This window comes from Corynebacterium sp. HMSC056F09 (genome assembly GCF_001815785.1).
Taxonomy (GTDB): Bacteria; Actinomycetota; Actinomycetes; order Mycobacteriales; family Mycobacteriaceae; genus Corynebacterium; species Corynebacterium hiratae.
In genome coordinates this window covers 15675-29403 of sequence record NZ_KV821931.1, presented here as the reverse complement: position 1 = coordinate 29403, position 13729 = coordinate 15675, and the positions used below count along the sequence as shown (strand labels likewise).

Here is a 13729-nt window from a genome sequence, read left to right as displayed (position 1 = left end):
AGCTCTCTCATGAGTTTGGGAGGTTTTCTTGTGCAGATCTAGCGCCATCGCGGCGCCGAGCGAGGGCTAGTCACGCCAACCGCCGCGGCGCCCGCCACGGTCGCGGCCACGTCCACCGCGGTCACGGTCGCGGTATCCGCCGCGTTCACCGCGTCCGCGTCCGCCGTAGCCGCCGCGGCCACGGTCATCATCAAAGTTCCGGCGCGGCGGGCGGCCGGTGTCCTTCTGAATCTTGATGAGCTGTCCGGAAATGCGGGTATCTTTCAGACGGTCCAGCACTGCCGGGTCCAGGTTCTTCGGCAGGTCCACCAAGGTGTGGCCCACCGCGATGGTAATCCGGCCGAAGTCCTTGGAAGTCAGGCCACCTTCGTTGGCCAGCGCACCCACGATGGCGCCCGGGCGCACGTTCTGGCGCTTGCCGACGTCCAGCCGGTACGTCTCAAAGTCCCCATCCGGGCGGCGCGGGCCGCGGTCACGGTCGCGGCCGCCGCGGTCACGACCACGGTCACGGTCACCGCGATCACGCCCACGGCCGTCGCGCTCGAAGCGATCGCGCTCGCGACGGTCCTTCTTAGTCACCGGGCGCTCCTTGAGCAGGAAGTCCGTCCCGCCCTGCAGCTGCACGGCCAAGGCCGCGGCGATATCATCCATCGCCACGTTCTCCGCTGCAGAGTACTCGCGCACCATGTCGCGGAAGAACTCGAACTGCTTGTCCTCCTGCGAAGCGCCGATGGAAGCGAAGAACTTCTCCTTACGCTTAGCATTGACCTCATCCGCGGTCGGAAGATCCATCTCCTCCAAGCGGGCATTGGTCACGCGCTCGATGGAGCGCAGCATGCGACGCTCACGCGGGGTGACAAACAGGATGGCCTCACCAGTGCGGCCAGCACGGCCGGTACGGCCAATGCGGTGCACGTAGGACTCGGTGTCATTCGGGATGTCGTAGTTGACCACGTGGGTAATGCGGTCCACGTCGAGACCGCGGGCCGCCACGTCGGTAGCCACCAAAATGTCGAGGCGGCCATCCTTAAGCTGATCGACGGTGCGCTCACGCTGCTGCTGGGCAATATCGCCATTGATGGCGGCAGCGTTGTAGCCGGCCTCCTTGAGGCTATCGGCCACGTCTTCGGTCGCGTGCTTGGTGCGGCAGAAGACGATGATGGCGTCGTAGTCAATGACCTCGAGGATGCGGGTGAAGGCATCCATCTTGTGGCGGTGCGGGGTCAGCAGGAAGCGCTGCGTGATGTTGTCATTCGTACGGCGCTCCGACTTCACCGTGATCTCGGCAGGGTCGTTGAGGTACTGCTTAGACAGGCGGCGAATCGAGTTCGGCATGGTGGCCGAGAAGAGTGCGACCTGCTTGTCTTCCGGGGTGTCCTCAAGAATGCGCTCGACGTCTTCCTGGAAGCCCATGTTGAGCATCTCGTCCGCCTCATCGAGGACGAGGAAGCGCAGCTGCGAGATATCCAGGGAGCCCTTCTCCAGGTGGTCGATGACGCGGCCCGGGGTGCCCACAATGATCTGGGCGCCACGGCGCAGCCCGGAGAGCTGGATGCCATAAGCCTGGCCGCCGTAGATGGGCAGAACTTCGATGCGACCCAAGTGGTCGGCGAAGGACTGGAAGGAGTCCGCTACCTGGAGGGCCAGCTCGCGCGTGGGCGCGAGGACCAGAGCCTGCGGGTAGCGGGCCTCGGTATCGATCTGGGAGAGAACCGGCAGCGCGAAGGCCGCGGTCTTACCCGTACCCGTCTGGGCCAGACCGACGACGTCGCGGCCCTCCATGAGGATCGGGATGGTTTCTTCCTGAATTGGGGATGGCTTGGTAAAGCCCACCTTGGACACGGCTTCCTGAACGTCATCGGGAAGGCCGAGGTGTGCAAAACCCTGGGAGTTGTCGTTGGCTGAAGTTTCTTCAGCGCCGGTGTCCTCAGGGTTATTCGCAGCCCCGGTGTCCTGGTTGGATACCTGCGAAGCGTCCAGAGCTTCGCCACCTTGCGAGTTTTCCTGAGATTCCGACTTATTGAATTCTTCCGGCTCGTTTACGCCGCCGGTGGCGTTATCGGTAATGCTCATTGCTCAGACCAGAGTACGGCACCGGCACCCAATTAGCTATTTCACCGCTGAATTACCCGACCTTTTCCGCCTCGGGCTACTCCTTCGCAGCGTAACGCGTGGCGCGGTCACCGTGTTTGCCGCGCATCGTGACGTGCCCGGACTCGATGAGCTTGCCCAACGCGTAACGCACCTGGCCGCGGGTGAGCTGCGTGCTGTTCACGATGTCCACGAGCGAGAGCTCGCCGTTCCGGCGTAGTGCAGCAAGCACAAGTGCCGGGTTTCCGCCGAGCTTGGCGACGAGCCCGTCTTCCACCACACTGCCCTCCTTCGCTGTCTGTGCTGGGGCAAGCGCGGGCTGAAAGGAAGCAGAGGCGCTGCGAGTCGCGGGGGCGTGCTCGTCATCGCCTCGCCCCGCTCTCCAGAGGATCACGGTGAAGCGAACACCAGTGTCGATGAGGGTCGGAGGGCGCAAGCCGGCTTTGCGAAGGGACTCAAAGACGACCTTCATGCCTCCGCCCTGGCCCTCAATGACACGCTCGCCGTCCTCAAGCCGCAGTTTCGTGCTCAATGTGTATAGGCGCGGGTTCACAGCGACGGGTGACAGCATCTTTCCCCTGAGCTCTTCCACGGAGATGCCGCGTAGCCCACCCGGGCTAGTCACGATCAGTGCCTGGCGAGTCAGCCGAATGGTGACGAACTTCCCGGCACCTAAGCTTTCCGGCCCGAGGTCTCGGTGGACCACGGCATTAGCTATGACCTCTCGGACCGCCTCGAGGGGAAGCTCGGGAACCTCGCGCAGATGTCCATCCGTGCCATAGACCAAGTCGGTATCGATATTCCGGCGCACCCACGCCACGGCCGCATCCACCAGATCCGGGACGGGCCCATAAAACTCTTCCAGGTTCCGGGTGCGTGGCCCTTCCTCCCCCGCCGGGTATTGCACGGCCGCAGAAATATGCAGGTCAGGAAAGAATCCCTGCGGAAAGCGCCCCAGAGCGTACAAACCGGCCACACTCAGCTGTCCTTGGGCATCGACCACGCGGAATAGCTCCAGTAACTCGGCATCACTCGCACCCCGCAAACGAGGGGTGGCGTTGCGCAGCTCCGCCACTGCTTCTTTGAGCGCCGAATCATCACAAACTTCTAGGCTTGACCCGGGAACGGGTGCTGAGTCATAGGCAATGGCCTCGCGAGCGTGCAGCTTATCCACCTCGATCATGCGGAGGTCATTGGCGCTCATGACATAGTCACCGTCCGCCATGCGCAGGTAGGGCCGCCCCCGATAGAGCGCCGGCCGCTGGTGCGGCAGCACGCCTTCGATGTGGCCGAGCACCACAGCACGCCCTTCGATATGGAGGGTCTGGGTCTCAATGTAAGGCGCGGGTTCCACGAGGGTGCGTGCCTGATCCGCCAGGGCGCTTTCGATAGCGCCAGGATCGTCCACGCCGTGCACCGCAAAGCCGGGCTCCGCCACTCCAATGATGACGGTGCCGCCACGCGGCATGTTGGCGAAGGCACACAGAGTAGCCCCCAGGGACTGCGGCATTCCGCCGCGTCCCGATTTCACCTCCACGGTCGTCGTATCCGACTGCAAGAGGCGACAGTGCTCGAGGTAATCCTCGAGCTGCTCTACTGTCCACATCATGCCTGCAGAATACCGCAGACTGCAAAGTTTTACACTCTAGAGTGCGAGACTTTGCTTTCTAGACCTCGCGGCCGCCGACGAAGGTCTTGAACGTCATCGGCATGCCCGGGCGGTAAGCCAGGTGGATAGCGCTCAGGGCATCAAGCACGTGCAGGTCCGCGGCTGCACCGACCACCAGGGAGCCCTTGGCCGGGCGGCCTTGCGCATCCTTGCCCTCACCGACATTCTGGCGGCGCAGCGCGGTGGCACCGCCCAGCGTGCCGGCGGCGATGGCCTCATCCAGAGTCAGGTGCTGCTGAAGCACGGCCGTGGTCACGCAGAAGTTCATCGAGGACGTATAGGACGTGCCCGGGTTGAGGTTGGAGGCGATAGCGACGGTCGCACCGGCGTCGATAAGCTTGCGTCCCGGCGCCAGCGGCTCGCGCGTGGACAGATCACAGGCCGGCAACAACGTAGCCACCGTATCGGAGGAGGCCAGCGCTTCGACGTCCGCATCGCTGAGGTAGTTGACGTGGTCCACGGAGGCCGCGCCCAACTCCACCGCGAGTGCTACGCCGGGCCCCTCGCCAAGCTGGTTGCCGTGCACGCGCACACCCAATCCGCGGGCCTTGCCAGCCTCGAGCACGCGGCGCGATTGCTTCTCGTCGAAGGCACCACGCTCGCAGAAGACGTCAATCCACTGCACGTGCTCCGCCACGCCGTCGAGCATCGGGCCCACAACCTCGTCGAGGTAGGTTTCGGCCTCTGCTCCCGGCGGCACGAGGTGCGCGCCGAGGAAGGTCACGTCATCGACGTGGCGGGCCGCCACGCGAGCGGCCTCCACCTCGGATTCGGTATTGAGACCGTAACCGGTCTTCGTCTCCAAGGTGGTCGTTCCACCCCGGCGGGCAGCGGCGATGCGTTCCACCAGGAGTTTTTCCAGGCGCTCCTCCCCCGCCGAGCGGGTCGCGTCCATCGTCACGGCGATGCCGCCGGCCTGGTAGGACTCGCCCGCCATGCGGGCCTCAAACTCGGCGGAGCGGTCGCCATCGAAGATCATGTGGGTATGGGAATCCACCCAGCCCGGCAGAACTGCGCGCCCGCCCAGGTCGACCTTCTCGTCCGCGGCCGGGGCCTCGGAGGCTGGGCCGATCCAGGCGATGGTGCCGTCGGTGTTGGCGATGAGTGCGGCGTCGGCAAGCGTGCCTGCCTCCGACACCGTGCGCAGCTCTGAGATTCCAGTAAACAGGGTGGACATGATCTTCTTTTCCTCTCTTGTCTAGTCGCGGGCCTTGAATTCCATCGGGATACGCACACCGCGCTCGTCGGCGACTTCCTTGGCGCGAGTGTAACCGGAATCCACGTGGCGGATAACGCCCATGCCTGGGTCGTTCGTCAGCACCGCGCGCAGCTTGGCGGCGGCCAGCTCGGTGCCATCGGCGACGGTGACCTGGCCCGCGTGGATGGAGCGGCCCATGCCCACGCCGCCGCCGTGGTGGATGGAAACCCAGGTAGCACCGGAGGAGACAGCGGTCATGGCGTTGAGCAGCGGCCAGTCAGCCACGGCATCGGTGCCGTCGAGCATGGCCTCGGTCTCGCGGTACGGGGAGGCCACGGAACCGGAGTCGAGGTGGTCGCGGCCGATGACGATTGGGGCCTTGATCTTGCCTTCCTTGACCAGGTCGTTGAAGAGCAGACCAGCCTTGTGGCGCTCGTTGTAGCCCAGCCAGCAAATACGTGCCGGCAGGCCCTCGAACTCCACGTACTCCTCGGCGGCATCGAGCCAGTTGTGCAGGTGCTCGTTGTCCGGGAAGAGCTCCTTAAGTGCTTGGTCGGTGACCTTGATGTCCTCCGGATCGCCGGAGAGCGCTGCCCAGCGGAAGGGGCCGAGACCCTCGCAGAAGAGCGGGCGGATGTAGGCCGGAACGAAGCCCGGGAACTCGAAGGCGCGCTGGTAGCCGGCCTTGCGGGCCTCGTCGCGGATGGAGTTGCCGTAGTCGAAGACCTCGGCGCCCTCGTCCTGGAATTCCACCATGGCCTGGACCTGGGCGGCCATGGCCTCGCGGGCCTTCTTGGTGAAGGTGGTCGGGTCTGCCTTGGCCTCGTTGTGCCAATCCTCGACGGTGATTTCGGTGGGCAGGTAGCTCAGCGGGTCGTGCGCGGAGGTCTGGTCCGTAACGATATCCACGGTGAACTCGCCCGCGCGCTGGCGGCGCAGCACCTCCGGGAAGACCTCGGCGGCATTGCCCACGAGGCCGACGGACAGCGGCTTCTTGTTCTCCTTGGCGTCGAGCACCAGCTTGAGGGCCTCATCCAGGTCGGTAACGACCTCATCGAGGTAGCGCTTGGACTGGCGGCGCTTCAGGCGGGTCTCGTCAACATCGACGATGAGGCAGGCGCCGCCGTTCAAGGTCACGGACAGCGGCTGCGCGCCGCCCATACCGCCGCAGCCACCGGTCAGGGTGAAGGTGCCGGCGAGCGTGCCGTTGAAGCGCTTCTTGGCCACGGCCGCGAAGGTCTCGAAGGTGCCCTGCAGGATGCCCTGGGTAGCGATGTAAATCCAGGAGCCGGCCGTCATCTGGCCGTACATCATCAGGCCCTCATCCTCGAGCTTGCGGAAGTGCTCCCAGTTAGCCCAGTCGCCGACCAAGTTGGAGTTGGCGATGAGCACGCGCGGTGCCCACTCGTTGGTCTTCCAAATGCCGACCGGCTTGCCGGACTGCACCAGCAGGGTCTCGTCGGATTCGAGGTCCTTCAGCGACTCCACGATGGCATCAAATGCTTCCCAGCTGCGGGCTGCACGGCCGGTGCCGCCGTAGACCACGAGGTCCTCGGGGCGCTCGGCAACCTCGGGGTCGAGGTTGTTCATGAGCATGCGCAGCGGGGCTTCGGTCTGCCAAGACTTGGCGTTCAGTTCGGTTCCGCGCGGGGCGCGTACTTCGCGGGGTTCAGACATGACTTCCTTTCGCTCGTGCTTTTCGACGCCCTTCCAAACCCCCAAGGCCGGTTGCCCGGGGCTGTCCCTTGTGGGGCTTGGTCAGCGTCACACATCAGAAGCTACTGTGACGCAGCACCATCTTCTAGGGCTCTTTTGGCCTGCCTGTCTCAGATACAAGACTGTCGCCCGACCAGTATTGGGCGCCGCGCTGCCTGCAATCCAGAGCCCAACCCAAAAGTGCAGACCTGGAAGTGCATTCACGCAGGTGGGCGTCGTCCAGCGCCAAGGCAGTGCTTTGCGACGACCAGCAGGTCTGCACTTCCAGGTCTGCACTTTTACAAGCGCGGGCCGCGTGCCAGGTGCTTGCCCACCGTCTCCTGGAAATAGTCAGGCCGCGAACTCAACTGTTCTGGGCTAAACCTCAAAACGATGTAGCCCTTGTTGAGGATGGCTTGCTGGCGCCGATGCTCCGCGCGAATTACCTCTTCGGCCTCGAAGCGGTACTTGACGTTTCCGTCAATCTCAATCACGAGCCACCCATTAATGACCAGATCCGCTCGATAGTTCTCAATCACATACTGCGCCTTGACCCAGCGCAGCTCCGGGTAGTCCGCCGCAAGAATCAAGGCACGGGCATAGGATTCCCACGGTGACTCCGCGCAATTGACGCTTTCAGCAACCGCCCGCCGCGCGGCGGCAACACCCTTAACTCTCCCCATAGCGCCGAGCGTCTCACTGATCCAGAACTGGCCAACATTGCGCGCCCGCACGTCATCGGCGGCAACGAGCCCCTCCTCAAATCCATAGAACCGCGCAATATCAATGGCCGTGCGCTCCAGGGTTGACACGCGAATCCCGTGAACCACCGTCTCTTTACCGCACAAGTCCATGCGGCGATAACGGACAGTGGCTTTAGATCGTGGAGGTACCGAGTTCGAAGGCAACGTTGCCTCCCATTCGGTCGGCGGCACAACCAGCGGAATGCCGTGAATAAGGGCGGCGGATTTTCCCACTAATGTTGCCTTGGGCAAGGTCAACCCGAGCACATATGCCTTCGTGGTCTCCTTCTGCCACGGCTTGAGTTCGTGCCAATGCATCATCGGCAGTACGAAGCACCACGCCAGTTTGGCTACCTTGCCGGCGTGCACCTTCTTCCACCGGGGATCATCATTGGGTAGCTTGCGAAGGTCGATTAGGTGCTGGTCTAAAAAGCTAAAGAGTTGTTCATTGTTCATGCACTACTCATAACCCAGCTTTGTGTGCCTCGCCACAGATAGGCTTCCGTTCTTCGCCTCCGCCGCACTACCTGCAATCCGGTGCCCAGCCAAAAGTGCAGACCTGGAAGTGCATTCATGCAGGTGGCGTCGTCCAGCGCCAAGGCAATGCTTTGCGACGACCAGCAGGTCTGCACTTCTAGGTCTGCACTTTTAGAATTGAGACGGCACGAGAAAGCCCCATGGACCGTGTGGACCATGGGGCGGGAGGTGTTTAGCGCAGCGTGCCGACGGCCCCCTCTACCGCAGCCACCAGTGAACCCTCCTTGACCAGGCGCACGGTCTCCTCGATCTCCGGAGAGAGGTAGCGGTCGGTGCCCGGGCCTTGGACGGTCTGGCGCAGGGCATCGATGACCGCGCCAGTACCCTTGGCCGGCTGGCCTTCGCGCATATCGATGGCGCGGGCGGCGGTAAGGATTTCGATGGCGAGGACGCGCTGCAGACCGTCGACGGCCTTGCGCAGCTTGCGGGCACCCGACCAGCCCATGGAAACGTGGTCCTCCTGCATGGCCGAAGACGGGATGGAATCCGCCGAAGACGGGTTGGCCAAGCGCTTGAGCTCAGAGACGATGCCCGCCTGCGCATACTGCGCGATCATGTGGCCGGAGTCCACACCCGGGTCATCGGCCAGGAAGGCGTTGAGGCCGCGGCTGCGAGCAACATCGAGGAAGCGATCGGTGCGGCGCTCAGAGATGGAGGCCAGGTCAGCCACGACGATGGCCAGGAAGTCCAGCGCATAGGCCACCGGCGCGCCGTGGAAGTTGCCGTTGGAGACCACGCGCCCGTCCTTGGCCACCACCGGGTTGTCGACGGCCGCGGCCAGCTCGCGCTCCGCAACCGTTGCTGTGTGCGCCACGGTATCGCGGAAACCGCCAGCCACCTGCGGCGCACAGCGCACCGAGTAGGCGTCCTGCACCTGCTTCTTCTTAAATTCCTCGAGAGCGGCCGCGAGAATCTCCGAGCCCTCTGCGACCTGCAGGATATTGGCCGCAGCATCTGCCTGGCCTGGGTGCGGGCGCAGCTGCTGCAGGTCATCGGCAAAGACCACCAAGGTACCCAGCAGGCCCTCCACCGTCATCGCGGTGGCGATATCGGCGGTCTTGGCCAGCTCACGCAAGTCTGTAATGGCCAGGCAGAGCTGGCCCAGCATGCCATCGGTGCCGTTAATCAGTGCTAGGCCTTCCTTTTCCCGCAGCTTGAGCGGCTCGATACCCGCAGCGGATAGGGCCTCGGCGGCCGGGGTGACCTCGCCGCCATCGACGCGCACCTCGCCCTCACCCAACAGCGCCAGCGCGCAGTGCGCAAGCGGCGCAAGGTCACCGGAGCATCCCAGGGAACCGTACTCGCGGACCACCGGGTGAATGTTCGCGTTAAGCACCGCGGCATAGGTTTCCGCCACCACCGGACGCACGCCAGTACGCCCAGTGCACAGGGTAGACAGGCGCAACAGCATGAGCGCGCGAATGACCTCTTGCTCAACCTCCGGGCCTGTGCCCGCCGCATGGGAGCGCACGAGCGAAAGCTGCAGCTGCGCGCGCATCTCCTCCGGAATGTGGCGGCGCGCTAGGGCACCGAAGCCGGTGGAAATGCCATAGACCGGAGTCGGATCCTGGGCCAGCTCCTCGACACGCTCACGTGTGGAGGCGATTTCCGCCAGGGCATCCTCAGAGATCTCCACCTTCGCGCCATAGCGCGCAACGGCCACGACCTCCTCGATGCTCAGCGCACCGATACCCACGGTCACGGTGGAGGGATAAGAATTAGACATGTAAGGCTCCTTTGACGTCGCTGTGGTACCCCGCCCCACCACCCGCGTGGAAGGGAAGAAGGCACGCGAAAACACGTACTTGCTTTCACAAGAATAGAAAAATAGTGATACGCGCGACAGCCTTACGCGTTGCGCTCATAGTACAACAGGCTGCCCGGCGCGCCAATACCCCGCGCACGACCAGTTAGCGGCGCCCGTACATCCTCTCCGCCACCTGCTGCGCTGCAGCGTGCAGTTGCTGGGCGACGTCGGCGGCGTCGGCAGTCCCCACCGGGAAGGTCACCGCCAGCGCCGCCGCGGGCCTGCCCACGTGGTCAACCACCGCCACGCCTACCGACGCCTGCCCGCGCGCCACCACCTCAACCTCTTCGGCCCAGCCGCGCTCGCGCACCTGGCGCAAGATTTCCTTGTACTCCCCAAAACCTAAAGAACCGGGGACGAATGCTGCACGCCACTCCGCTTCCGGGAGCAGGGCCAGCATCGCCCGCCCGGAGGCCGTGCGCTGCGCCTGCAGCCGCACTCCCCTCTCCGTCACCAAGGACAGCGCCCCCGGCGCGCGAATCTCGTTGAGGTAGAGAATCTCCGAGCCCGCCAAACGCGACAGGTGCCCCGAACCCCCGACACTGCTGGCAATCCGCTCGAGGTGCCCCTGGGTTACCCGCACGAGGGGCTGCTGCGTGGCGTAGGCAGCAGCCATCGAATAGGCAACGAGCCCCAACCCATAGGTTTGGTTCTCCGGCAGGTGCACAACGAAGCCCGCGTCCACCATCTCCTTGAGCAGGTGGTAAGTCGTGGAGCGCGGCAGGTTCAGCTCACTGCGGATGCGCGCGGCGGAAATCGGCACGTCGATAGTGGACAGCAGCCGGAGGATCTCCAGCGCATTGCGCGCCGCCGGGACTCGGGAGGTACTCATGGGCCCACATTCTAGTGAGCCCTCGTACAAGTCCCAGCTAAGTCACCAGGAAGGCAATCGGCGTCGCAATAATGATGGTCAGCACCACGCGCTCGAACCAGATGACCACGATCTGCCAGAGTTTGATCGGAATCTTAGTAGCCAGAATGCACGGCACCAGCGCGGAGAAGAAGATGATGGCGGAGATAGCTACCACGCCAATAACAAACTTGAGCACCATGCTCTCAGAGCCCGCCACGGCCGTCGCCGGCAGGAACATCTCCGCAATGCCCATGGCCGCGGCCTTGCCCGCCAGCTCCGGTTCCGGCAGCTGGACAAGCCACGCGAACGGGTAGAACAGGTAACCCAGCCAGTCAAAGAGCGGTGTGAAATTCGCCAGCAGCAGACCAATCAGGCCCACAGACATAATGGAAGGCACAATCGCCGATGCCATGCGCACGCCATCGCGCAGGTTCTCCCAAATGGCAGCGCCCAAAGAAGGCGCGCGGTCCAGCGCCAGCAGCGCTTCCCGCCAGGCGGTCTTAAAGAAATTGCCCTTCACGGGCTTTTCCGGATCCGCTTCCACACCATCGATGTAGTCATCGGGAATCCTGCTCAGCGGTGGAATCCACACGGTAATCGCGGTGACCAGGAAGGTCACCACGAGGGAGACACCGAAGTAGATGCCCCACATATCCATAAGGTCGAGCTGCTTGGCGACGATCACCATGAAGGCAGCGGAGACCGTCGAGAAGCCCGTCGCGATGATGGAAGCCTCACGCGCGGTATAGCCGCCGCGCTGGTACACGCGGTCAGTAATGAGGATTCCCAAAGAGTAGGAGCCCACGAAGGAGGCCACCGCGTCAATGGCGGAGCGCCCCGGCGTGCGCCACAGCGGGCGCATGATGGGCTGCATGAATACGCCGACGAATTCCAGAAGGCCGTAGCTGATGAGCAAGGCCAAGAACGCGCCGCCGATGGGCACGATGAGCCCGACTGGCGTGGCAATCGAGTTCCACAGGAAGGGCACGATGTCCTCGTTGCCCAGCACTCCGGGAAGCTTTCCGATGACCATCAGGAAGGAGACCACCAGGCCCACCACGTTGAGCGCAGTAAAGACCGCCTGGAGCGGGCCTTCTTTCCAGTTTTTATTCACGATGCTGCGCACCGTGCCGTAGAGCGCCAGCGCCAGGATGAACCAAGGCACCAAGACGTCCGCATAGGTGCGGATGATGGTGACCATGTGGTCAAGCGGGATGGATTTCTTTCCGTCGTAGCTAATGGGAAAGAAGAATACGAAAGCGCCGATAGCACTGTAGACGAAGAGGCGCCAGATACCCTTCTTGGAGGGGACGTCGTCCTCGCTCTCGTAGAAGGCGTCAACGATTGCGTCTTCAGATTTCATGTTCTACCTCACGGTGGTGGAAACGACACGTCATTAGCACGGCCACAACACGTCCACTACACGAACGCGCCAAGCACACCCTCGCCAACACACGACGGCGAGTGCTTGTAGCCATGCCCACGCGACAGCCACACGCAGGTCTTCCATATGTTAGCGAAACCACACGTAAATGTCACCCAATTCACCCCCACAGAATGAATGAGTTCGCCGTCATAGGCCTAGGTGAGCTACCCCCACCACAAAAAAATTGACCGCACATCTGAACTAGAGGAAAGTAGCTCCCGGAATCACTCGCACCAACCACTCCCCTCATCCGCAGCGCTAGGACTAGCTAGCGCCACAACAGGGGCACAGAGGAGGACGCATCCCCGTGGCAGAAACCACCACCAAGCGCCCCGGCTTGAAACACCGGCACCTGCACTTTATTGCCTTAGGTTCGGCCATCGGCACCGGCCTGTTCTACGGCTCCGCCGGCGCCATCCAAGCCGCCGGCCCCTCGGTCCTCTTGGTCTACCTCCTCGGCGGCGCCGTGGTCTACTTTCTCCTGCGCGCACTCGGTGAGATGTCCGTGCACCACCCCGTTACCGGCTCCTTCGCCGAGTACGCCCGCACCTTCCTAGGCCCCTGGGCCGGCTATATCACCGGCTGGATGTTCGCCTTCGAGATGGTCATTGTGGCCCTCGCGGATCTCACCGCCATCGGCGTCTACATGCAATTCTGGTTCCCCGGATCGCCCCAGTGGGTGTGGGTCGCCGGCACGCTTCTCCTCGTCGGCGGCGCCAACCTCGCCACCGTCAAAGCCTTCGGCGAGCTGGAATTCGCCTTCACCATCGTCAAGGTCGGCGCCGTCATCGCCATGATCCTAGGCGGCGTGGCCGTGCTCGTCTTCGGCCTCTCCACCGCGGAGACCACCGGCCCGGCCAACCTGGTCAACGATGGCGGCTTCTTCCCCAACGGCGTCTCCGGCATGGTCGCCTCCTTCATCCTCGTCCTCTTCGCCTTCGGCGGCACGGAGATCGTCGGTGTCGCCAGTGCGGAGGCAGAAGATCCGGCCAAGTCCGTGCCGAAGGCCGTCAACACCATCCCGGTGCGCATCCTGCTGTTCTACGTCTTGGCCATCCTGGTCATCCTCATGATCAACCCCTGGCGCAGCATCACCGGCGAGGAAAGCCCCTTCGTCCAAATCTTCTCCACCCTCGGCGTCACCTGGGCTGCGGCCGCCCTCAACGTCGTCGTCATCACCGCGGCGGTCTCTGCCATCAACGCCGACCTCTTCGGCGCCGGCAACGTCCTTACTGGCCTGGCACGCCAGAACCTCGCACCGAAGGTCATGGCCAAAAAGACCCGCGGTGTGCCGGTCATGACCATGATCATCTTGCTCATCGTCATGATCATCGGCACCGCGCTCAACGCGCTCATCCCGGAGAATGTCTTCGAAATCATCGCCTCCCTGGCCACCTTCGCCACCATCTACGTGTGGCTAATGATCCTCCTGGCACACGTAGCCTCCCGCCGCCAGATGCCCACCGAAGAGCGTGCCAGCCTGGAATACACCGTCCCCTTCTGGCCCTGGGGCCAATACTTCTCCATCGCCTTCATCATCTTCACTTTTGGCATCATGGTGTGGCAGGAGCAATACCGCCCGGCACTCGCCACGGGCGTTATCTTCATCCTCCTCATGACCGCTATCTTCTACCTCACCGGCCGCCGCAGCGCCGCCGCGAGCTCCCCACAGGGAACAGCTCCGCAAGGAACAGACGCGAAAGGATAACC

General features: G+C 63.4%; 9 protein-coding genes. 1 reads left to right on the top strand and 8 read right to left on the bottom strand.

Annotated features, from left to right (window positions below):
* Nucleotides 1-66: 66 nt before the first annotated feature.
* The 8 genes from HMPREF3056_RS06795 to HMPREF3056_RS06760 form a co-directional block, all read right to left on the bottom strand.
* Nucleotides 67-2073 (bottom strand): DEAD/DEAH box helicase, encoded by a 2007-nt coding sequence (locus tag HMPREF3056_RS06795; RefSeq protein ID WP_070754393.1) that lies wholly within the window; start codon nucleotides 2071-2073, stop codon nucleotides 67-69.
* A gap of 76 nt (nucleotides 2074-2149) precedes the next feature.
* Entirely contained in the window at nucleotides 2150-3700 is a 1551-nt protein-coding gene (locus tag HMPREF3056_RS06790; protein WP_070754392.1) for an ATP-binding protein, read from the bottom strand.
* A 58-nt stretch (nucleotides 3701-3758) separates the two neighbouring features.
* Nucleotides 3759-4937: an imidazolonepropionase gene (gene hutI, locus HMPREF3056_RS06785; RefSeq protein WP_070754391.1), complete on the bottom strand. Its 1179-nt coding sequence runs from the start codon at nucleotides 4935-4937 to the stop codon at nucleotides 3759-3761.
* A gap of 21 nt (nucleotides 4938-4958) precedes the next feature.
* Nucleotides 4959-6635, bottom strand: coding sequence for a urocanate hydratase (locus tag HMPREF3056_RS06780; protein ID WP_070531219.1), 1677 nt, complete (start codon nucleotides 6633-6635; stop codon nucleotides 4959-4961).
* Nucleotides 6636-6952: 317 nt separating this feature from the next.
* A complete protein-coding gene (locus HMPREF3056_RS06775; RefSeq protein ID WP_070754390.1) occupies nucleotides 6953-7852 on the bottom strand; it encodes an endonuclease domain-containing protein in 900 nt (299 codons plus the stop codon).
* Nucleotides 7853-8105: 253 nt separating this feature from the next.
* Nucleotides 8106-9659 carry a histidine ammonia-lyase gene (gene hutH / locus HMPREF3056_RS06770; RefSeq protein WP_070754389.1) on the bottom strand — a complete coding sequence of 518 codons (1554 nt, stop codon included), beginning with the start codon at nucleotides 9657-9659 and terminating at the stop codon, nucleotides 8106-8108.
* Between the two features lie 184 nt (nucleotides 9660-9843).
* Entirely contained in the window at nucleotides 9844-10572 is a 729-nt protein-coding gene (locus HMPREF3056_RS06765; protein WP_049155142.1) for an IclR family transcriptional regulator, read from the bottom strand.
* 37 nt (nucleotides 10573-10609) lie between these two features.
* Nucleotides 10610-11956: a YjiH family protein gene (locus HMPREF3056_RS06760; protein WP_070754388.1), complete on the bottom strand. Its 1347-nt coding sequence runs from the start codon at nucleotides 11954-11956 to the stop codon at nucleotides 10610-10612.
* A gap of 370 nt (nucleotides 11957-12326) precedes the next feature.
* Here HMPREF3056_RS06760 and HMPREF3056_RS06755 point away from each other — a divergent pair, with 370 nt between their 5' ends.
* Entirely contained in the window at nucleotides 12327-13727 is a 1401-nt protein-coding gene (locus HMPREF3056_RS06755; RefSeq protein WP_070754387.1) for an amino acid permease, read from the top strand.
* The last annotated feature ends 2 nt before the right edge of the window (nucleotides 13728-13729 follow it).

Coding starts and splice junctions, on each gene's coding strand:
- hutI (WP_070754391.1), bottom strand. CDS start 4,937: ATGTCCACCCTGTTTACTGGAATCTCAGAGCTGCGCACGGTGTCGGAG.
- HMPREF3056_RS06765 (WP_049155142.1), bottom strand. CDS start 10,572: ATGAGTACCTCCCGAGTCCCGGCGGCGCGCAATGCGCTGGAGATCCTC.
- hutH (WP_070754389.1), bottom strand. CDS start 9,659: ATGTCTAATTCTTATCCCTCCACCGTGACCGTGGGTATCGGTGCGCTG.
- HMPREF3056_RS06775 (WP_070754390.1), bottom strand. CDS start 7,852: ATGAACAATGAACAACTCTTTAGCTTTTTAGACCAGCACCTAATCGAC.
- HMPREF3056_RS06760 (WP_070754388.1), bottom strand. CDS start 11,956: ATGAAATCTGAAGACGCAATCGTTGACGCCTTCTACGAGAGCGAGGAC.
- HMPREF3056_RS06790 (WP_070754392.1), bottom strand. CDS start 3,700: ATGATGTGGACAGTAGAGCAGCTCGAGGATTACCTCGAGCACTGTCGC.
- HMPREF3056_RS06780 (WP_070531219.1), bottom strand. CDS start 6,635: ATGTCTGAACCCCGCGAAGTACGCGCCCCGCGCGGAACCGAACTGAAC.
- HMPREF3056_RS06795 (WP_070754393.1), bottom strand. CDS start 2,073: ATGAGCATTACCGATAACGCCACCGGCGGCGTAAACGAGCCGGAAGAA.